At 67.9% G+C, this 20,324-nt stretch carries 18 protein-coding genes; 2 read left to right on the top strand and 16 right to left on the bottom strand.

Features of this window, described 5'->3' with window-relative positions:
- Positions 1 to 18: 18 nt before the first annotated feature.
- The 9 genes from NQU54_RS10305 to NQU54_RS10265 all read right to left on the bottom strand — a co-directional run bounded on the left by NQU54_RS10305 (position 19) and on the right by NQU54_RS10265 (position 10,467).
- The gene (locus NQU54_RS10305; protein ID WP_257630796.1) at positions 19 to 1,053 is read right to left on the bottom strand and encodes an Imm49 family immunity protein; all 1,035 of its coding nucleotides are present in this window, start codon (positions 1,051 to 1,053) and stop codon (positions 19 to 21) included.
- Positions 1,054 to 1,171: 118 nt separating this feature from the next.
- A complete protein-coding gene (locus NQU54_RS10300) occupies positions 1,172 to 1,684 on the bottom strand; it encodes a pentapeptide repeat-containing protein (RefSeq protein ID WP_257630795.1) in 513 nt (170 codons plus the stop codon).
- A 103-nt stretch (positions 1,685 to 1,787) separates the two neighbouring features.
- Positions 1,788 to 3,926 carry a hypothetical protein gene (locus NQU54_RS10295; protein ID WP_257630794.1) on the bottom strand — a complete coding sequence of 713 codons (2,139 nt, stop codon included), beginning with the start codon at positions 3,924 to 3,926 and terminating at the stop codon, positions 1,788 to 1,790.
- On the bottom strand, positions 3,923 to 4,312 hold the full coding sequence (locus NQU54_RS10290) for a DUF6507 family protein (protein ID WP_257630793.1): 390 nt from the start codon (positions 4,310 to 4,312) through the stop codon (positions 3,923 to 3,925). Before NQU54_RS10290 ends, NQU54_RS10295 begins: the two co-directional genes overlap by 4 nt.
- 58 nt (positions 4,313 to 4,370) lie before the next feature.
- Positions 4,371 to 4,682, bottom strand: coding sequence for a pore-forming ESAT-6 family protein (locus NQU54_RS10285; protein WP_014055917.1), 312 nt, complete (start codon positions 4,680 to 4,682; stop codon positions 4,371 to 4,373).
- 19 nt (positions 4,683 to 4,701) lie between these two features.
- Complete coding sequence (locus NQU54_RS10280; protein WP_014055916.1) at positions 4,702 to 5,034, bottom strand: hypothetical protein; 333 nt, start codon at positions 5,032 to 5,034, stop codon at positions 4,702 to 4,704.
- A gap of 313 nt (positions 5,035 to 5,347) precedes the next feature.
- Positions 5,348 to 6,673, bottom strand: coding sequence for a hypothetical protein (locus NQU54_RS10275; RefSeq protein WP_257630792.1), 1,326 nt, complete (start codon positions 6,671 to 6,673; stop codon positions 5,348 to 5,350).
- 285 nt (positions 6,674 to 6,958) lie between these two features.
- Positions 6,959 to 9,676: an SUMF1/EgtB/PvdO family nonheme iron enzyme gene (locus NQU54_RS10270; RefSeq protein ID WP_257630791.1), complete on the bottom strand. Its 2,718-nt coding sequence runs from the start codon at positions 9,674 to 9,676 to the stop codon at positions 6,959 to 6,961.
- Entirely contained in the window at positions 9,673 to 10,467 is a 795-nt protein-coding gene (locus NQU54_RS10265) for a class I SAM-dependent methyltransferase (protein WP_257630790.1), read from the bottom strand. The genes NQU54_RS10270 and NQU54_RS10265 overlap by 4 nt, the downstream gene beginning before the upstream one ends.
- A 181-nt stretch (positions 10,468 to 10,648) precedes the next feature.
- Between NQU54_RS10265 and NQU54_RS10260 the strand changes: the two genes are divergently transcribed.
- Both NQU54_RS10260 and NQU54_RS10255 read left to right on the top strand, forming a co-directional pair.
- Positions 10,649 to 11,719: a DNA polymerase III subunit beta family protein gene (locus tag NQU54_RS10260; RefSeq protein WP_257630789.1), complete on the top strand. Its 1,071-nt coding sequence runs from the start codon at positions 10,649 to 10,651 to the stop codon at positions 11,717 to 11,719.
- Between the two features lie 23 nt (positions 11,720 to 11,742).
- Positions 11,743 to 12,252 carry a hypothetical protein gene (locus tag NQU54_RS10255; protein ID WP_257630788.1) on the top strand — a complete coding sequence of 170 codons (510 nt, stop codon included), beginning with the start codon at positions 11,743 to 11,745 and terminating at the stop codon, positions 12,250 to 12,252.
- Positions 12,253 to 12,325: 73 nt separating this feature from the next.
- Here the strand turns inward: NQU54_RS10255 and NQU54_RS10250 are convergent, their stop codons facing one another.
- The 7 genes from NQU54_RS10250 to NQU54_RS10220 form a co-directional block, all read right to left on the bottom strand.
- Positions 12,326 to 13,126, bottom strand: coding sequence for a class I SAM-dependent methyltransferase (locus tag NQU54_RS10250; RefSeq protein WP_257630787.1), 801 nt, complete (start codon positions 13,124 to 13,126; stop codon positions 12,326 to 12,328).
- 38 nt (positions 13,127 to 13,164) lie between these two features.
- Positions 13,165 to 14,034, bottom strand: a complete 870-nt coding sequence (locus tag NQU54_RS10245; RefSeq protein WP_257630786.1) for a phytanoyl-CoA dioxygenase family protein — start codon at positions 14,032 to 14,034, stop codon at positions 13,165 to 13,167.
- Entirely contained in the window at positions 14,031 to 16,172 is a 2,142-nt protein-coding gene (locus NQU54_RS10240; RefSeq protein WP_257630785.1) for a phosphoketolase family protein, read from the bottom strand. Before NQU54_RS10240 ends, NQU54_RS10245 begins: the two co-directional genes overlap by 4 nt.
- Before the next feature lie 3 nt (positions 16,173 to 16,175).
- The gene (locus NQU54_RS10235) at positions 16,176 to 17,330 is read right to left on the bottom strand and encodes a nucleotidyl cyclase domain-containing protein (protein ID WP_257630784.1); all 1,155 of its coding nucleotides are present in this window, start codon (positions 17,328 to 17,330) and stop codon (positions 16,176 to 16,178) included.
- Positions 17,330 to 18,052, bottom strand: a complete 723-nt coding sequence (locus tag NQU54_RS10230) for an HAD family hydrolase (protein ID WP_257630783.1) — start codon at positions 18,050 to 18,052, stop codon at positions 17,330 to 17,332. Before NQU54_RS10230 ends, NQU54_RS10235 begins: the two co-directional genes overlap by 1 nt.
- The gene (locus NQU54_RS10225; protein WP_257630782.1) at positions 18,049 to 19,107 is read right to left on the bottom strand and encodes an enolase C-terminal domain-like protein; all 1,059 of its coding nucleotides are present in this window, start codon (positions 19,105 to 19,107) and stop codon (positions 18,049 to 18,051) included. Before NQU54_RS10225 ends, NQU54_RS10230 begins: the two co-directional genes overlap by 4 nt.
- Positions 19,108 to 19,235: 128 nt before the next feature.
- Positions 19,236 to 20,300 carry a radical SAM protein gene (locus NQU54_RS10220; protein WP_257630781.1) on the bottom strand — a complete coding sequence of 355 codons (1,065 nt, stop codon included), beginning with the start codon at positions 20,298 to 20,300 and terminating at the stop codon, positions 19,236 to 19,238.
- Between the last annotated feature and the right edge of the window lie 24 nt (positions 20,301 to 20,324).

Here is a 20,324-nt window from a genome sequence, read left to right as displayed (position 1 = left end):
TTGCAGAGTGTGCGTGCGTCACGTCGGAAATTCGCCCAGCCAGTCGCGCTGGAGCAGATGCTTGGGCAGGTAGTCCGATTCGACCTCAATGGGAAATCCGGCGTCGTAGGCAAGACAGGTGATGGCGAGCGGACCCAGGGCCAGATATCCGGCCGGGCTCTCCTCCCGCTCCTCGTTGGCGGTCCAGTACGACTTGTGCAGCTCCAGGGCCTCCTGAAGCGCGTCGTTGAACGCGGTGTGGTCCTTGCGTAGGAAACAGCGGAAGAGGTTAATGGGCTGGTAGAGAATCTTGTTGAGCTGCTCTCGTGTGGCGATCCGTGCCACGCTCGGGTCAGAGTTCTCGATCGCGGCTACCAGCTTATCGACCAAACCCGGCCGCTCCAGCCAGTAGGTCTGCAGGCTGTCCACCCAGTGGTAGATGTACTCGTCGTACTCCGCTCCCGAAGCACGCAACAAGTCGAGGGACAACTCACAGAGCTGGGTCATGCGCTTCTGGTCACGACAGACGATGGCGAACCACAATGCTGTCAGCCAATTGCCAGCGTCGGCGTACGGTTGTGGCCCGGTGGCGGGCAGGGTCCGCATCTCATGGTTGATGCGGCACTGCACGGTGCCCTCAGGAGCGCTCGCTGAGGCGAAGACGGCAGAACCCACCTGCATCGCCGAGACCACGGCTTCCCAGGTCTCGATTTCAGACGCGCTGGGATCCACGGCCAGACGCGCCTGCACATGGAGTACGGCCTTGTCAAGCGCGCCTCCGAACCAGCGCGACGATCGCTCCAGCCTCAAGATGGTTTTGGCCAGCCCCTCGCCGAGGTCCTGCGCATAGCCCTCGTTGTCAGGGCTTGGGCTGCCATGCCGAGCCACCGTCAATCCGACCGGGTCGGTCCGAGCGGCCCTGCAGTAGGGTTCGCTGATGGTGTCGGCCGAAGTGGCCGCGCTCTCTACGTTCTTTCCGTACGACCTGACGTCTGTGTCGATGTCGTCGATCGCGTGACCCACCAGCAAGGTCACGAACTCGACCCCGGACGGGGTGATGTCCCACCCAGACATGCCCAATCCCCCCAGCTACCGCCCCAGCGCCTGCTTCCGGCACCCGGCGGCGCAGATCAAACAATATTGTCTACCAGTAACCTTGGCGCTGGCAAGCATCAACTGCGCGGTCGTGAGATCAAGCCCCGGTGATTACCTGGACGTTGCCGCCTTTCTCTCTTATCCATTCTTCCAAGGCGACGCCGCCCAGCTCGCGAACGGAGCCTTGCTCGAAGAGCTTCACGGGGCCAAAAACTGAGCCCGACACTCCCTTAAGGTTGGTCGCATGGTTCATCGCCACCTTAAATGAATTCTCTCGCAGCACCGCGTCCGTCAAGTCGGCGTCGCGGAGGTCCACGTCGAGTAGCGACGCTCCCATGAATTGCGTGCCACGACAGCTTGCTCCTGTGGCATCGACATCACACAGGGATGCCTTGACGAGGTCTGCCCCGTCTAGAGTGGTTCCCCGCAGAACCGCGTCGTCAAAATTCACCCGTACGAGGGATGCCCTGGTTAGGTCTGCCCCGGTGAAGTCCGCTCCCTGTGCGTCCGAGCGGTAGAGATCGGCTCCGATCAGCTTTACGTTGACCAACTTGGAGTCGGTGAACCAGGACTCAGAGAAGTCGCCCTGTGACAGATCGGCACCACTCAAGTCGAGCCCGACAGCGTCAAGTCCTCCTTCGTCGTCCTGTAGCCATTCCCGCAGGCGTTGTGCGGCTTCAGGGGCGCCAGGGAGTTGGCCTGGAGCCCAGCCCTTACGGGTACCAGATGACATTGTCTTCCCAGCCGTTCTTCTGGACAATCGACTTGACGTCGTCTATTGCCGCTTGATTTGCGTTTCGTACATCAATGATAACGGTGCGATGTTTCTCGACGATCTGCTCCGACAGTTTCTTGACCCACTTGCCGTTGTTGGCTGGATTGTATGCACCACGGAAGGGCTGGGACTTGTCACGCACGTTGTTGAAGGGAGGCCAGTCGGAATGCACTCCCTTGATGTCGTAGTACTTCCCGGTGCTAGGCGAGTAGAATTCTCCGCGGTCAGCTTCGGAAGGGCGGCGAATGTCTTCTGGAAGACGTCCCTGTTCGCGTAGATCCAGACCGACTCTCGCTTCGTCCTTCGAAGGTTCGGAGATTCCTCCATTCTTGTCTGGGTCGCGCTGAAGGTGGTCGAAGTCCTCGTTGCTTCGCTTCTCCACTTCTTCCAGATGCCCCCAGTGCGCTGCCCTTTGGGCTGCCGTCATCTCGGGTGGCGGATCACTCCCATGCTCAGCAGGTGACGCGCCGGACGGCTCACCTCCTGGTGGAGTGTTTGCGGTATCCCTTCCTTCGCCACTGTGGCCTGGCGTCGGATCGCTGTCATGACCCCCTGAGGCGCCACCGCCTCCGCTGGGACCAGGATGGCTGTCACCTGTCTGGCCGCTGCTGTGTGGCACGTCACGGTTCGCGGACGGGCCTGGAGAATCATGGTGATTCCCGTCGGGCACCTTGCCAGATGCAGGGCCCGTTCCTTCACCCCGGGCCTGCCCAGAATGCATAGCCTCGGCCCCCGAGTGGCCCCCGACTACGGCTGGTTCCCGCTGCGCGGGTGCACCCTGGTGCTGGGACGCCCCTTGGTCCGCCCGTGGCTCCTGGCGTGGTGTGTCGTGGACGGGATTGCCATCGGCATCGAGGCGGATGAACGCCCCGTCCTCGATGCGGACCCTGGAGCCGTCCGAGAGTTCGATCTGGCTGTGGAGGCGGTGCGAGCCGGGGACGTTGTCGAGAGCACGGGCGTTGGCCGTGAGCTCAGAGAGCTTGGGCAGGGAACTGGCAGCTTTGCCCCCCATCTTGAAGGTTGCAGAGAGCGGGTCGAGGTACTCGCCGATCTTGGCCGCTCCTTGGGCTGCCGCGCCTGCCTTGCCTCCCTTGATGACGCGGGCGGCCGGGACCGCGCCGAGGGTGAGGCCATTGAAAACCACCGTCGCCGAGGCACGGGCGGGGTTCTCGCTCCACATGTCCCAGGCGACCAGGGACTTGCCGAAGTCCTTGGCGGCCTGCTTCTGCCGGGCCTCGTCGGGGCTGTCCTGATCCTCCCCGAACGCCCAGTCCATGAACGCGTCATAGGGCTTGATGGTGTACTGACCGATGCCGCCCACGACATCTCCGAGATGTCCCCAGGCCTTGCCTGCCGCGTCGCCCCCGTCGAGTCCGGTGAGTGTTTTTAGGCCCTTGAGCCCGCCCCAGATGTTGTCGACTACCAGGCCGTCCCAGACGAAGCTCTTGAAGTGGTGGCCGAAGTCCAGAGCGTCGTAGGTTTGGCTGACCGGACTGCCCCAGGGAAGTTCCTTGGCCTGTTCGAGGCTGTCGAGGTCGTAGCCGTACATCACCTGCTTGCGGTTCTGCGTGTGGCTGCCGTCGTCCGCCAGGAATTTCGGACCGCCCACGAGCCCGGAGATGGTAGTAGAAGCCTTGCGCTCGGCCTCCTGGAAGGCGGCTACGGCAGCGTTCACGCCGTCCCACAGTTGCTGATGACGGTCGACCTTGCCTTCATCCTCGGTCCAGTCGTCATCGCCCTCGACACTGTCGACGAACGCGAAAGCATCTGCCTTGAGCTGCTTCAGCCGCTTGACGAGCGGGCGGATCTCATAGGCGAACGTGTCCAGCGCGTCAGCCACCTTCTCCAGGTCGCCGGCGAAGGCGTCGGCTTTCACGGCTGCCGGCCATGTGGAGGCGAACAGCTGGCCCGCCTCCGGCGCTGTGTAGAAGCCCTCCAGCATCTGGAAGCGGGAATGCGCGTGCATGCCGCCGTCGCGGATGGTGATCGCGTCGCCGCGCAGCCCGGAGACGTCCTTGTCCAGCTGCTCCAGATCGCCGGTGAACTCCGGAATGCTCGCCGGATCGATCATCTTCACTTGTGGCCGCCACCCCGTGTGTCGTCGCCCGGCAAGTCGATCTTCGGTGCCGCGAGGGCCTTGTGCTGCGCGTCGGCAGCCATGTGGTGATTCCCGGCGACGTAGTACGCGGTGGCCTCGCGAGCGCCGTTCGCCGACTGGGCCGCCCGTGCCCCGATGAACAGCGCCTCACGCGTGGTCTTCTCGACGAACAGCGCCAGAGCCGCCCCGACCGGGCCGGTCGGGGCCGCCCCGCACATGGGCTCGCTGATGGTGCCGGCCGAGGTGGCCGCGCTCTCCATGTTCTTCCCGTACGACCTGACGCCTGCGTCGATGTCGTCTATCGCGTCACCCACCAGCGAGGTCACGAACTCGACCCCGGACGGGGTGATGTCCCACTTGGACATTGCCCAATCCCCCCAGCTACCGCCCCGTCACCTGCTCACCGCGTCCTCAAGGCTCTGATCAACCGATGTTGTCCACAGCGGATTTGGCCTTGGCCAGGGTCGACTGAGCGGTGCCGTCGTTCTTCTCCAGCGTCGATCGCACCAGGCGGATGATCTCCCGCACCTCGGCCGCCGCACGGTTCCAGCGGACCTCCTTGCCGTGGTATTCGTCCGAGACGCCATCAGCGGTGAAGTCGGCCATCGCGGCCTTCACCGCGCGGTCCCGGTCGGCGAGGACCCGCTCAAGTTGGCCGATAATCCCCTGCAGGCTGCCCTGCACCTCCACCGAGGCGCCCACGTCGTAAGAGTTACGGTCCTGGCTCTGCCCCATCGGGAATCCCCCTATCGCCCTATCGCCCGGAGAACCGGGCGGCCTCAAAATTGGCACCGGCGATGTGCTGATGGGCGTTGTCCTCCTGCTCCTGATCACCCGTGGCGAACGCGGTATCCATGCCCGACTGCCCGCCCAGGATGGACTGCAGAGATCCGTTCAGCGCGGCCGAAATCTCATCAGCGCGGAGCTTGAACGAGTCGAACGCCACCTTGCCGGCGCCGTTGAATTTCCCCTCCAGCGGCTCCGCGGCGGCGATCAGCAGCCGGATCAGCGCCCCCAGGTCGTCACTGGACCCCGTCGTGCTCTTCCCGAGAGTCGACAGAGTCGTGCTTCCCATGTCGAACTTCATGCATCTTCCCCCGGATGCCTCGCGTGCCGTTTGATAACCGTTTATCGCGATCTGCGCTCGTCGCAGTGATGTCTCCTGCGCCTCGAACATCCTCTCGTGCAACGCGTTTCGCCCGCAACGCGGTTGGGCGTGGCACGATTCGATCCGGCCCCCCTCGCCCGAGTCGGATCGGGACGCGTAGCGGGGCTCTGGGCCAGCACGTACCCGTCCATCCCGTCTTGCGTCGTTCCACGGCACAAGATGCTGTACGTGCGGCACGGTCTGCGCAGGATCCAGCGTATGGCGAGGCTCCGACAACAGGAGTTCGCGGCACTCAGCAGTCCCGGTGACAGCGAGTCAGTTGTCGCGAATCCGTCAGGGGACGACCTCGGAGTGAGGTGAGGACGAGGCGGCCGTAGCGGGTGGTGAGGAGTGCGGCGGTGGCGGCGAGGGCGCCAGTGGTGGCGGTGAGGAGGTGCCAGGGGTTCTGGTCGCCGAGGACTTGGAGTGCGCCCAGGGCGGTGCCCAGGGGCAGACCGAGGATGGTGAGGATGCCGAGGGCGCCGCTGATCTGCTGGTTTTCCTGGGTCTGGATGAGCCGGTTGTGGTCGGCGGCCTCGGCGAGGATTTCGGTGAAACGGTCGGAGAGGCGGTATTGGCGCTGGTAGGCCATGAGGAGGTCGTTGGCGGTGCCGTGGGTGGTGAGGTGCTGGCGCCAGTAGGTACTGCGGAAATGGGCGATCCGGCGTTCGAGGCCAGCGAGGCGGTTGGCTTCGCCGGGGCCGGTGAAGACCTGGGCGAGGTCTTCGGTGAGGTGGTCGATGTGGGTGCGCTGGATCATGCCGAACAGGAGGGCGTCGAGGTAGATGCTGCGCATGTGGAGTTCGGCGTAGCCGTAGAACGGGTCGGCGGGCCCGTGGTCGCGGCGGTGGCCGATGAATGCCGCGCCCTGGCGGAGGACGAGCGCGCTCCAGTCAGCTGAGATGCGCAGGGCACCGGCGGTGAGTTGGGGGACGGTGGCGGGGTCGGGTGGGTAGTCGTCGGTGTTGGTGCGGGAGGCGAGTGCCCAAAGCCACTGCTGGGTTGCGGGCCAGTGGCGATGGTCCCGGCCGCGGTTGAGACGAGGCAGGGGCCGTCGGCCGGGGGTGAGCAGGGTGACGGTGTAGGGAAGGGCATCGGTCTCGACGGTGGCGTAGCCCTCGAGGAGCGTGTTCGGCCTGGTGTGGGCGTGGTCCTGCAAAAGTGCGGTGAGGACGGGGCCGGTGATCTCGAACGGCGGTGTGGTGCCGGGGCGGTGGGCGAGGGAGCGGAGGGTGTCGAGGAGTTCCGGGCCGGTGATGGTCAGGTGGAGGACCGCCAGGGCACGGTCGGGGTCGTCGTCGGTGGGGGTGCGCAGGAGTTCTACGCCGTCAATGGTGGCGGAGCCGTGGGCGTGACGGACCTGCCGGTGCCAGCGGGTGGGGCGGTCGGGGGTGCCGTAGAGGACGCTGGCGGCGGCCGGAGTGAAGTAGGTGCGGCGGGTGTCGGTGGTGGTGGTCCGGGTGCCGTGGGTGAAGGGCAGGGGGCCTTGGGGCCAGGGTGGGTCGGCGGGTAGGCGTGCGGGCAGGACTACGGCGATGATCTGGCGTGCGCCGGTGGGGACGGTGCGCGTGCGCCTCACTCGTAGAACGCCTCCGGGGGGGCTGGTTGAGCCGGATGACGAATTCGGCTCGCCAGGTGTCATTGGGGGCGATGTGGAAGCGGACGCGTTCGCCGGTGTGCAGGGTGCGGAATCCTTCGGTGACGATGTGGGTGTAGTCGAAGGTGTAGTGGCGGCCGTCTTCGTCGTCCTGGACGATGTAGCTGCTGGCGCGGCCGTGGATGCCGCCGCCGTGGGGGCGGCGGTCGACGACGCGTCCGAATCGGGGAGCCCCGGCGGAGGCGAACTTCTGTTGGCGGCCTGCCGTCATGGCTGCGGGTCCTCCTTCACGTCGTCACCGATGGTGGGAGACAGTTCGGTGACGCAGCGGAATCCGACGGCGTTGCTGGCTCGGGAGCGGCGGAACAGGCCCTTGGCGCTGGCCTGGACGGCGCGTAGGGGGTTGTCGAAGGCGCCGCCGCAGATGACGGCCTCGTCCGGATCGCCCACGCTGGTGGAGGTCCATTCCCAGACGTTGCCGACCATGTCGGCGATTCCGTAGGGGGAACGGTTGGCGGGACGGGCGTCGACCGGGGTGACCCAGGCGTGGCCCAGGCCGCCGCGGTCGAATTCTTCTTTGCATGCCTGGTAGGTGACCAGGGGGCGGCCGGCCCAGGTGTCGGCGCAGTTCACGGCGTCGAGGTCGGGGGTATCGCCCCAGGGGAAGAGGCGGCCGTCGGTGCCGCGGGCGGCGGCTTCCCATTCCAGGGAGGTGGGCAGGCGCTTGCCTTCGAAGGCGGCGAAGGCGTACGCGGCCCACCAGCTGACGCAGATGGCCGGGTGATCGTCAAAGCGGGGGTCGTCGTAGTAGTCCGGGGCACGCAGCCGCTCGGTCCAGGGCGCGTGGGTGGTGCCGGGCGGCTGGTCGGGGTGGTCCCACGGTGAGGTTCCGTCGGGGCGCAGGGCCTGGAGGAAGGGGCGGTAGCGGGCGACGGTGACCGGGTAGCGGTCGAATCGGATCGGGTGGTGGACGCGGCGCAGCAGCAGCCGTTCGGCTGGACCGACGAGGTACACCCCGGGGTGCAGCACGCAGTCCTCGGCTGGTGCGGGATGTGCGTTGGCGGTGGGGTGTGCGGCGAGGAAGGCGCGGACTTGTTCCGTGAGGTAGGGGGCTCCGGGCAGCTCGGCTGCCTGTTCGCGGCCGTCCGGGGTGCTGAGGTAGCGGGCGGCGAGCAGCTCCTGGTGGGCGGAGTGGATGAAGGCCAGTGCCTGGGGGCCGGCGGGGCGGAACAGCGGGATCAGGCGGAAATCCTCGGGAGTGATCCGGCCGCCGTCGAAGGCTTGCGGTCCGAGCGCATTGTGCAGCTCGAGGAGGGGGAAGACGGTGCGGTCTTCCAGGAAGGCCCGGCCGCACGTATCAACGAGGGCCGGGGCGAGGTGAGCCAGTCCGGCGTCGGCGAGGGCGTGGTCGATGTGGGTGTCGATCAACTCGGCGACCGTTGGGGCCCCAGCGATGTCCAGGGCGTTCTGGAGGCGTCGTGCCAGCGGCGTGGACAGGGCGGCGGCGCCGGTATCCGATGCGGGCTCGCGGTCGGTCGGTGCGTCCGTCAGGCGCAGCATGCTGAAGCGGGGGACGCGCTGAGGATCCACGCCGTTGGCGTACATCTGCTCGACCAGTTGCTCGGATATCGCGCTAGAGCAGTCGAGCAGGCGCCGGATCTGCGGGGAATCGGCCAGGAAGGAGACCCGGGAGCTGAGCACGACGCAGGACTCGGCCGATAGCACCGAGGCCAGGTCCGCGAACAAACGCAGGAACCCCTCGGGGCTGGGCTCGTCCACGGCTTCGTCGACGGCGTCCAGAACACAGAGGGCTGAACCGGAGCGGATCAGGTACAGGAACAGGTCGAAGGCACGGGCGCGTTCGCCCGGCACGCAGGGTGCCAGCATGCGGGCCACGTATTCGGCGAAGGCCTCGTCCTTGGGCTTCAGGCTGAGGTCGAAGTAGAAACGGAAACGGCGGGCCGTAGCAGGGGTGTCGTTGACCAGGGCGCGCAGCAGGGTGCTTTTGCCGCTTCCCGGCTTGCCGGTGATCAGAACGTTGGCCGACTCCTGCATGAGCCGGGTCAGGAGTTGTTCGGCGTCTTCCGTCTCGGTGATACGGGATTCGCCGGTGTGCGGGTCGGTGGTGAGCAGGGCACCGGGCAAGGGCTGGCGCTCGCGCGGCATCTCCGGTACGGCCGTGGCGCAGGAGGCCAAGTGGGTCTGAAGGTCGACGACGGTGTCGATGAAGCCTTCGTAGCCCACGATCCGGTAATCGTGCCCCAGCAGAGGGTGGAGCTGCTCCACCGCGTCGTCGAGGATGACGAACCGGGTGAGCTTGGGCAGCCGGGTCTTCAGCAGTTCCCCGCCGGTGGTCTCCAGCACGTTGCGCAGCTCGGCGGCATCCTTGGACAGCAGAAGTTCCACGTACTCCAGACGTACGCCGGATTCGCGGCAGAACAGCTGGTAGACCGTCTCGGTGGAGAGAACGAAGCGCTTGGAGACCCGGTAGCCCAGCGTCAGGTAGAGGCCCGCGAGGAACTCCACCCGGCGCGCGACTTCAGGTTGCATCCGCGGGTCGTTCCCGGTCAGGGCGGGACTGGCGGTGCTGGTGAACCAGGCGAGCACATCGACCAGGCGGCGCACGGCGAGCAGGCCATCTTCTTCGGCGATCTCGTAGCCGTCGTGGGTCGAGCGGTTGCGCAGGCGCTGGATGTCGGTCAGCGCATCGAGGACCGTAGAGCTGCGGATGTGCGGGCGGCAGCCCTTGATCAGCTCGCTGAGCATGCGGCCGGACGGATCGCCGGCCACCTCATGGTGGCGCCACAGCTGCTTGAGCAGCTTCTCGGTGATCTTGCCGACCAGGGCGATGGCGTTCTCCGGATAGCCATCGTCCAGCGACCGTAAGGGACGCTCCAGATCGATCCCGAGGTGCTCCGCGACCCGGGCGTGATCGTCCAGCTCGTGCCGTAACCGGCGCAACCGCTCGTCCACCGGAGCGCTCACCGCGCACCTCCGTCGGATTCGGTGGCGCCTGTGGAGTCGTCGCGGACGCCGAGGACGAACGCGAATCGATCGGGGAAGACGAACTCCGGTCCCGGATAGCGGGCCCGGATCTCCTCGATCCCGGCGTCGAGCTCCGCATCACTGAAGGTCGACAGCACGGACATATACCGGGACCTGACCATGGACAAGTAACGCTCCCTGTCCAGGCGCAGCTCATGCTCCACGAAGGTCAGCTCGGCCCGGAGCCCCGCATCAGCAAGGTGCCGGGCGATGACAGCCGGGTCGGGCTGGAGCTCTTCGTACCGCTTGAGGGCCTCGGCGAACAACGGGTAGTCGATCGTGGCCGGCAACATCGCCACCAGCAGCCGACCGCCGGGCGCCAGCAGCCGGGCCAAGCCCGTGAGCGTGGTGGCAGGGTCGGTGACATGGTGCACCGACTCCTTGAGCCACATCGCGTCCAACTGCTCATAGGGCAGGGGCACCGTCTGGTCCGCGATCTCCTCGGCCGAGGCGCGGAGCGGCGACAGAGCGGGGGACGAGGGAAGCTGATCCAACATCGCCGCCGAAGGATCCGCGCACAGCACCGGATGGCGTGGGCGTAGGGCCTCCGCTATACCGCCGGCGAACAGGCCCGTGCCACAGCCGATGTCCGCCATACGGTCGTTCGCCGACAGCCGCAGAGTCGAGGCGATCTGTCCGGACATCCACCGCACGAAGTCCAGACTATAGGCCCAGTTGTCGTCATACGCGCTGGCGAGATTCTGGTAGTGCTCCCCCATGTCACGCCGCACCGACGCCTCCCACTCTGATAGCTCGCCCTGCCCCGACTTGCCAGACTACCCAAATGAGCACTCTCAGCAACGGCGCATATGCCGAGGGATGACGACGCACTACCAGGAAGGAGAGGGCTGTTGGCGCTGCCCGGTCGGACGGCGTTGACCTTCAAGTTGGTTGAAGCCCAATGATGGCGGGGTGCTGAATTCTGAGCTGATGCCGATCGGGGCCTTCGCCCAGCGAAGCGGGCTGACCTCAAGCGCCTTGCGGTTCTACGCCGACTCCGGGCTGCTGCGGCCTGCCGAGGCCGACCCGGTCTCGGGCTACCGCTACTACAGCGCCGACCAGGTGGAACGGGCCACCGCGCTGCGGCAGCTGCGCGAGATCGCCATGCCCCTCACCGCCGTCGAGGCCGTTCTCGACGCCGGGCCTGACGAGGCGTTCCGGCTGATCGACGAGCACGTCGCCAAAGTTCTCGGGGACGCGGTAGCCGCGCAGCGTGCCGCCGTCGTTCTCAAGTCCTCGCTCTTCGACACGCCGAGTCTGCCGATCACCGCTCTGAAGGGCCCCGTACTGGCTGACGCGGTCGAGCAGGTCCTGACCGCGACCGCCTGCGAGCCAGGGACGCCGGTACTCGGCGGCCTGCGCCTCGAGGCGACGCCAGAAGCGGTCACGCTGACCGCAACCGACCGTTACCGGCTCTCCACACGAACCCTGGTTCCTGGCGAACCAGCGACCTCGACATGGGCTGCCACGCTCCACGGCGACGAGCTGCGGGCCGCGGTCGCCGAGATCCGCCGCAGCGCACTGGTGCGTGTCGAGGCGACACCGCACGGAATCTGGCTACGCCTGGCGGACCGAGAAGACCAGCACTGCCGGTTGCTGATGGAAGAGTTCCCCGACTACCGGCTGATGCTCGCGTCACTGCCCGAGGTCACCACCCGTGTGACGGTCTCGAAGGATCTGTTCCTGCGGGCTCTCGAAGAACATCCCGGCGAACGGATCGCGCTGCGCGTGGCCCACCACGGCATGATCGTCCTGCCAACCGGTGACGCACACACCGACGTGCCGATCCCGGCCGCCGTCACGGGGCGGGACCTGCAGATCTCCTTCCAGCTGACCACGCTCTATCCGGCGGTCAGCGTCGCCATCGGTCCCGAGGTGATGCTCGACCTGCGGGCACCTGACCAACCCGTCACGATCCGCTCGGCCGACCGCGGTGATCTCACCACCCTGGCCATGCCCATTAAGCCCGACCACTCAGCCTGAGCAAGACGACGAGGACCACTCCCATGACCACCACTCCCGCCGACCCCGACCCGACCATGGAAGCCATTGGCCACGCCGTCACCGAAGGCCGCCTCGGCAACGTCGCCTCCGCCCGTCACCAACTCCTGCGCCTGTGGACCGCGATCGGGGTCGCCGGCGACCCACTGCACCGCTGCACCCTCGCGCACTACCTGGCAGACCTCTACGAAGATCCCGCCCAGGCTTTGGCCTGGGACATTCGAGCCCTGGACGCCGCCGACGCCGTGACCGAGCAACGCGTTCAAGAGCATCACGTCAGCCTCCATATCGAGGGCTTCTACCCGTCTCTGCACCTCAACCTCGCGGACAACTACCGCCGACTCGGAACCTTCGAAGCCGCGACCGAGCACATCGACATGGCCAAAGAACACGCCCCTAACCTCCCCCAAGGCCCTTACGGCGACACGATTCGTACCGCTATCGAGCAAGTCGCCGAGGCCATCAGCCAGCGGGACACCGCGCAGCGCGCCTCTGCCCCGGGACCCACTGCATAAGACACAAGAACGCGTCACTCACCGTCGAAGGCAGGCGTCGACTCATACAGGCCAGGTAGCAGCAAGCACGTTGTCACGGGCGGGTGGCGATGATGGCCTCGGTGCGTACGAGTTCCTCGAAGCGGCCGTCGGGGTTGAAGTCGGTGAGGGCTTGGCGCAGGTGGCGTTCGAAGGCGTCCTTACGGTCGCCGAGCTGGGCGGGGCTGGAGTAGCTGTAGGAGAACTGCAGGCCGACGACCTCGTCCAGGGTGCGGGTGACGATGCGGTCCCAGTGGGCGGTTTCGACGGTGGAGAACGGGGAGCGGGCCAGCATGTCCTGGTGGCGTTCTTTGGGGTGGGTGTAGGTGCTCGATCCGGCCCGGCGCGCGGGGCCGAGGTAGCGGGTGCGGACGTCGGTGATGACCTGGAGCCAGGGGGCGGGCTCGACGTCGCCCGGCGCGCCGCCGGAGGCGAGGACGACGGCCCCGTTCGGCTCGATGAGCTGGTCCAGGTCGCGCAGGGTCTTGTCACGGTCCATCCAGTGGAAGGCCGCGCCCATCACGGTCAGCAGCACCGGTTCCAGGCCCATGCCGAGCAGGGTGGTGGAGTCGCCGCGTCGCCAGTCGATGTTGGTGATGTCGTGCTGGGCGGCGAGCTTGCGGCCTTCATCGAGCATGCCGGGCTCGGGGTCTACGGCGGTGACGTGGCCGACGAGTTTGGCGAGAGGGAGGGCCAGCACGCCGGTGCCGGTGCCCAGGTCCAGGATGCGCTGGGTGCCGTCCAGGGCGAAGCGCGTGGCCAGTGTGTCGTAGAAGGCTTGGGCGTAGCCGGGCCGGTAGCGGGCGTAGTAGGGGGCGGTGGAGGGAAACAGCTCGTCAGGCGTGTAGTGGGTCATCTCGTCAGTCCTTTCTGCTCTGTTGGCCGAGGTCGCGGTCATCTCGGAGAACGAGCCGGGGTCGGGTTCAGGTGTTGCCACCACGTGCGCAAGGGGGCTCCTCCGGCGCCTTCGTGTGCGATGGAGCCGTCGGGGTGGCGGTCTGGTTGGCCGAGCAGCTGCCGCTCGATGTCGGTCAGGTCCTCGCGGCCCAGGAGCTGGGGAGCGGGGTCGTCGACAGGGGCGAGCCAGCGGTAGCCGTACTGCATCATCACCGCGAGGCGCGGGTGGCCGCAGGTGTTCAGGCCACCGGCGTGCCAGGTGCGGTTCTCGAACAGCAACACGTCGCACGGTCCGATGTCGGGGGTGATCGCGCCGGGTGGGTCGATGGCTCCGGCCGGGACGGTGACCGGGCCGGTTTCGGTGTGGCTGCCGGGGAGGATCATGGTGACGCCGGCGTCGGGGGTGAGGTCGCTGAGGAAGTACGCGGCCTTGATGGACAGGCGGCCGACGGTGTGGGTGCCGAGGTCTCGGGTGGCGGGGCTCATGTCGCGGTGCCAGCCGTGCCGCTCGGGGACGCGAATGGTGCGGGTGGCGCCGCGTGGGATGGAGGGCATGTAGATCAGGTTGCTGGACATCAGGTGCAGATTCGGGCTGAGCAGCGCGACGAGGGTGGGCAGCACCTTGGGGTTGGTGACCAGGGGCAGGAAGGTGTCGTCCATGGCGACGATGCCACGGAAGCCGTCCTTGCCGTCGGCACTGCGGTCCCGCCCGCGAGTGCGGTCGTCGGCAAGCAGCCGCGTCGCGGCGCTCGCGGCCTGCTCCCGCCACTCGGGTGAGATCACGTCGCGAAGGATCACGAAGCCTTCGCGCTCGAAGGCGTTCAGGACTTCCGGGTCGGGCGGGGAGGCCGTATCGAGGGTGGTCATCCGCAGTGCTCCTTGATCATGAGGGCCGCGCGGGCTGACAGGGCGGCGGCGGAGAGGCCGCAGTGTTCGAGCAGGCCCTCGGGTGTGGTGGGGCGACTGGGCTCCTGGTAGCCGACGACGTGGAATCGGCTGGTCTCCCCGCGGGCGGCCAGTAGCGCGCGGACCGTGCCGGGACGGGTGGGGACGGCCATCAGGACCGGGGTATCGGTGCCGAACAGGCGGCTGAAGGTCTGGTTGGTGAGGGCGTAGGGCCAGCGCGGGGCCGGACCGAGGACCGAGAGATCGTTGATGTGCAGATAGCGGACTTTGACCTCGGGGTGCGATCGGCGCAGCAGCGTCGCGGCGGTGGACAACTCGCGAGCCGGGACGTCCCCCGCCGAGGCGAGGACCAGGTCGGGGAGGCCTCGGTGGCTCAGGTGGGGCCAGACCGCGGCGCCGTCGGTGAGCTCATCGCGGAACGGGGCGGGCGGGAACGAGGGGCCGGGATGCTTGTCGGTGATCAGGAAGTTGACGCGGTCGCGGCCGGCCAGCATCAGCGCGAGCACGGCGGCGGCCCGCGTCGCGTCGGCCGGCGTGTAGACGTGTACGAACCCGTCCTCGCTCTCCAGCATCGACGAGACCAGGCCGGGATTCTGGTGGGTGTAGATGTTGTGCCAGCCCAGCGAAGTGATCAGATAGTTGACCGACGGCAGCCCGCCCTGCCCAGTGAGATAGCGCAGGCGCCGGTGCTTGAGGTGCTGGATCAGCAGGCTGGTGTTGACCGGGGCGAAGGCTTCGTAGGTGGCCAGCAGCGCGTCCCGGCCGGTCTCGGTGTAGCCCTGAAGCCAGCCGTGGCAGATCTCCTCATTCAGGATCTCCACGGCCCAGGGCGGCAATGAGCCACCGGTCGATAGCTGTAGCCGGTTGGAGGCGAGTTCGTCCGGGCTGAACAGGCGGAACGCCTTGTTCGTCGCGCGTTCGCGGATGACCGCGGACGCGTCCGGCCAGGGCCGGGAGTGTTGGGAGTCGAGCGAGGCCGACGGCCGGGTCGTCTCCGGCTCGCGGGCCGGACCGGGTAGAGCCTGGCGGACCAGGTCGGTCGGACGGCCCTGGGTGGTGAACAGTTCGACCGGCCGGTAGGAGGCGAGCCAGGCCTCCAGTGCCTCGAACTCCGCCTCATCGCGGCGGGGGTCTTTCAGCGGGGTCTTGTGGACGGCCGGAGTTCCAGCGATCTGCCGCCCGGCCACTTGCTGCGGTCCGGTGTGTCCCTTGGGCATGGTCAGCACGAGCACCGGTTGCCGCCCGGTGGTGCCGAGTGGCCGCAGTCGGCTGAAGGCTTCGGCCAGCAGTCGGCGGAAACCGGGCAGGTCGGCGCCGTCGTGGATCAGTGGCTCGTAGCCGAGGCCGATGAAATAGCCGCGTACCTCGTCCTCACTCATGCCGGCCAGCAGGGAAGGGCCGCCCATCTTCATTCCGTTGGCCAGCACCACCGGCAGCACCGCCCCGTGGTCTCCGCTGCCGTGCAGAGCGCGGCGGGCGAGCCAGGCCGCCGCGGTCGCCCCGGTCTCCAACTCGCCGTCCCCGACCAGTGGGACCACCAGACGGTGCGGCGCGTCCAGAACCATGCCCTGGGCGACGGCGAGGGCGGGGCCGAGCTGTCCGCCGGTGTGCCGGACGCCGGGGATGAGCGGGGTGATCTCCCCGCCGAACCGTTCCGGGTGGGGAAAACCGGCGATCAGGGCCCGCAGTTCAGGCATCGACCAGCCGGGCCCGTCTCCGGTCAGGCGCAGAGTGCCGTTGAGGTAGGCGTGGGCGAGCGCCGAGGGCCCGGCGTGCCCGGCGCCGTGCAGGATCAGTACCTCGCACCCGGCGGGCCGCCGGGCTGTAAGTGGCCCGAGGTGCGCGAGCATGTAGTTGACCGGCGGGCAGACTCCCCAGTGTCCGCAGGGGGTCTCCTTGACGTCCGTGGGCCGGAGCGGGCGGGCGAGGCGGGGGTTGTCGGTCAGGTAGAGCTGGGCGGCGGATACGTGGTTCAACGCTCGACAGAAGGCGTCGATGGCTTGGTCGGGCACGGCTTCGGCAGCTTGCCGCGCGGTGTGGCTCCAGTCGGGGAAGCCGGGCGGGGCCGGCTCGGCGGTGCGCGCGTGGGTCAGGGCCATGGGTCAGCTCCCGGCGCGGGTGGCAACCGCGTTGATGACGGCGGTGATACGGGCGGTACGGATGTCGGCGGTGGCCGATTCGCTGATCAGGTGGAGCATCTGGGCCTGCTCGTGGGCGGGCAGCGCCGACCAGTCCAGTCCGGTCCGCTCCAAGACGGCGGCCAGGTCATTGGGGACACCCCGGGCGGACTTCTCACGGACGGTCTGGAGGACGAGCGGGACGCCGGGTTCCTTCATTCTGGCGGTCTCGTGGGGAATGCCGGCCTGGCCGTGCAACGAGATGGCGACGCCGGTGCGGGCCGTGCCGTCGGGGAAGGTCACCCGCAGTCGCTTGCCGCGCAGGCCGATCGGTCCGCTGCAGGGCAGTAGCAGCATGCCACGGCCCCTGGCACTGACAGGCCGGGCGAGCACGTGCAGCGTCTCGGCACCGACGGGCAACGGCACCAGGGTGCGGTGATCCTGGAGCGGGGTCGTGTGGCCGGGAGACAGGGGCTGAGTGACGGCGATGATGCCGCCTTCGCCGCCCGCGGCGCGGCGGGTGGCCTTGTGGGTGAACAAACAGCGGTCCACCGCTGCCAGCAGCTGGTCGGTGAAGACGTGCTTCCAGCCGCCAGGCCCGCGTTCGGCTGGCAGATGCTCGGCGGAGGCGAAGGCCAATGCGAAGGAGACACGGACCGGCAGCTCGTCGGTGAGCCGGTCCCGGAGGCGGGCGACGGCTCGGTGGAAAGCGGCCGCGTTGTCCAGGGTGGCGGCGATGATGACCTCGTCACCGCCGAAGGTGGCCGCGCACCCGGCTTCCCAGGGCTGGGTACGGAACCAGCTGCGGGTGACGGCTCCGAGGCGGGCCATCACCTTGTTCCCGGCCAGGTGTCCGTAGGAGCCGGGGTCAGTGGCATTCGCCTGCTCGACGTGGTTCTTGAGCCCGTCGACGTCCCCGATCGCCAGTCCCACCAAGCCCCCGCTGGTCAAAGTGGCCGCGAGGGCGCGGGGGATGTGGCTGTGGAAGTCGGGAAAGGCGACCAGGCCGGTCACCGCATCCTCACGGCTGCCGGTGCACCAGTCGCGCAGCGGCAGCTGTACGTTGTCGAACAGCGGCACCGAGCTGGCCAGCGGGTCGTGGGCTGGTGCCTTCGGGCAGGGATTGCGGGTCGGGTCCATCAGCGCGTCTCCGAGATCGTCGTCCGGGCCGGTGCGGTCCCGGCGGGTAGCAGCAGGGGCAGGGTGGTGAGTGTGTGGAGTCGGACGGTGCGGGTGGCCAGCGGCGGCACACTGGCCATGCGGCGGTCCAGCCAGGCGGTGTGCCAACCCGCCGCGGCGGCTCCGGCGACGTCCGCCCGGGGCGAGTCCCCGACGTGCAGGAGCCGGTCCGGGCCCAGGCCAGAGGCATCTTCAACGGCCGCGAAGGCTTCACGCTCGGGTTTGACCGCCCCGGTCTCCGCCGAATAGATCACCTGGTCCAGCAGTTTCCGGAAGGCTGGTGGAGGCTCGGTCGGGATGGATGAGCCGAGGCTGTTGGTCAGGGCGAACAGTGCGAAGCCCCGCTCCCGCAGCGCGGTCAGAGCCGGTTCGGCATCCTCGAACAGCTCCGGTTCGGCGGCCCGCTGCCGGGCCCCTTCCAGCACGTGGGTCAGCGGATCGACCAAGGCAGGGCGGCCGAAGGCGGCGGCCAGATCACGGGCGAGGTCACCGGGGTTGATCCGGCGACGCTTTGCTTCGTGGGCCATCACCGCTCGGGCTTCATCCAACGAGATGCCCAGCACCTGGGCGACCTGCCCGGTGGTCGGCTCGGCTTCGGTACGCACCAAGGTGCCGCCCAGGTCGAAGCAGACGCCGCGTACCCCTTCCCAGAGGGTCCGGCGCAACCGGTGGTGGGCGATCACGGGCCCGTCACCTCCAGTACCGCCGTCTTCTCCGGCAGTGTCGGGATCTCGGCGAGTCCCGCGGCATTGCGGACCGGCAGCATCCCGTCCTCGGCGTGGACGGGGGCGGAGAAGATCTGCTGCCGCAGCGGCTCCAGAGTCAGGTGCCACTCGACGGCCGGGATCGTGTCACGGCAGCACGCTCCGGCCAGGGCCAGGCCGGCGGACAACCGGTCGCCGTGGGGAAAGGTCGCCATGCCCAGGTCCGCAGCGAGCTCGGTGGTGTGCAGTGACCGGGTCAGCCCGCCCGACCAGCCCGGATCGACCTGCCAGACATCCACCTGCCCACCAGACAACATCCGGATCTGCTCGGCCTCGTCGACGGCGTGCTCGCCCGCCGCCATGGGAACGACGCTCGTCCCGGCCGCCCGCAGCCGATGCCAGCCCCAGGAGCCGGGCGGCAGGAGCTCCTCGGCGAAGGTGACCTGAAGATCGGCCAGTACCGGCAGCAACCGCATTGCCTCGTCCAAGTGGCAGCGGCCCAGACCGTCGACCATGAACCGTCCCTCGCCCGCCGCCTCCCGTAACGGCCCGAGCCCCCTCGCGACTTCTCTTGGCCCGGCAAGGAGCAACGGCTTGGTCAACGGCCACTTCTGGCCCCAGAACCCCGCCTCCCTTATCCACGCCGCCGCCTCCGGAGCCGCGGCGTGGGCCGGGTCAAGACCGAGCGCGGAGGCGTAGGCGGGAACGGTGTCGCGGATCGTGCCACCCAGCAGGCCGGTCACGCTCAGCCCAGTGGCCCGGGAGAGCAGGTCCCAGCAGGCCAGTTCGACCGCGGAGGCGGCCTGCCGGGCGTGCGCCCCGCAGCGGTGCCGCCCGGCCTTCCTGCGATAGCCGAGGCGACGCGGTGCGGCGGCGTCGTGCCCGATCAGTCCGGCGGCCAGGTCGTCGACGACGATCCGCAGAACGGCCTCGCCCACCGGGGCGTGCCAGCCGGAGACTCCGTCACCGACCAGCTCGATGGCGAACCGGGTGCGGTGCTCGGCCCAGGCAGGGCCTGCCGGCGGCTCCCCCACGGCGGCGGCGACCGGCTGAGGAAGAACGGAAGGGAACCCAGCGGGCTGTGGAGATAGCCGCCACGCACGTACGGCGCGGACTACGGTCGTCCCAATCCCAGTCAGCGCGGGAGTGGTGGGCCGCGTCATCAGACCTTCGCTCCCGTCAATTCCTCCCCGGCGAAGGTGAAGCACCACGGGCTGCGGTAGTTCTGCCACCACTGTGGACGCAGCCCCGTAGGAGCGAAGAGCTCTTCCAGGCATTGGCGCATGGTCAGGTGCCACTCGATCGTCTCCGACCCGGGCGTGCGATAGATGTCCATGAGCGCGTTGTGGGCTTGGTAGGTCTGGAACCGGGGGAAAGCGGTGGTGACCGGAACGAAGTCCTTGAGGTGCCTGATGGCGTCCTCGATCGGGTCCAGGCCGACGATGTAGGTGAAGTCGGTGGTGATACCCCGCTGCTTCGCTCGGCCCAGGGCGTCGGTCATCTCGGCCGGAGTGAGCTTGGCCTTGGACTCCTTGAGGATCTGCCGTCGTTCGGTGAAGCACTCGGCGGTCAGCGTGAGGTGGAACGGTCCCAGATCGGCGGCGGAGTCCATGCCTTTCTCGCTGGTCAGTACGGAGGACAGGAAGTGCAGGGTGCCGGTGCAGCCGTTCGCGCTCATTGCCGTACGGACCTCGGCCAGGTGGTCCAGGGCGAGGTGCTCATGGAGGAAACAGCCCGTGCAAACCGTGACCGTCTGCACTGACGACAGATCCTCCATGTCGGAGTTCGCGGCCAGCGCACCGAGGTAGCCGGGCAGATCCAAGGCCTTGATCTTCGGGTCGGACGCGTCCTCGAGGGTGTTCGGGCAGAACACGCAGCCGGTGCACTGGCTACGGGCATTGGAATTGAGGGTGAGCATCTTCGTGTCGTTGCGCCAGTAGCCCAGCACCGCGTCGTCGTCCTCGATGCCGTCGACTTCGCCGACCTTCTCGCCGTTCAGACGCAGTTCGTGCTCGTCCAGCTCGAACGGTGACTCCTGGCGGCCGAGCGAGAGGATCAGGAACAGCGGGGTGTCGGGACGGGAGTCCAGCCGCAGTCGAAAGCGCATGCGGGGCTTGGTCAGCGGGGACCGGGCGCCGGACGCGTTCAGCGCGATCAGCAGCACGTCTTCGGCGTTGATGTTCCACTCACGGGCCACCTGATCAAGGTGGCGGACGGATTCGAGCATGAGCTGTCCCTTCAGGTGGGGAGT

The organism is Streptomyces malaysiensis subsp. samsunensis, assembly GCF_024519315.1.
Lineage (GTDB): Bacteria > Actinomycetota > Actinomycetes > Streptomycetales > Streptomycetaceae > Streptomyces > Streptomyces malaysiensis.
The sequence above is the reverse complement of the archived record's forward strand: the minus strand, read 5'-3'. Positions and strand labels throughout refer to the sequence as shown.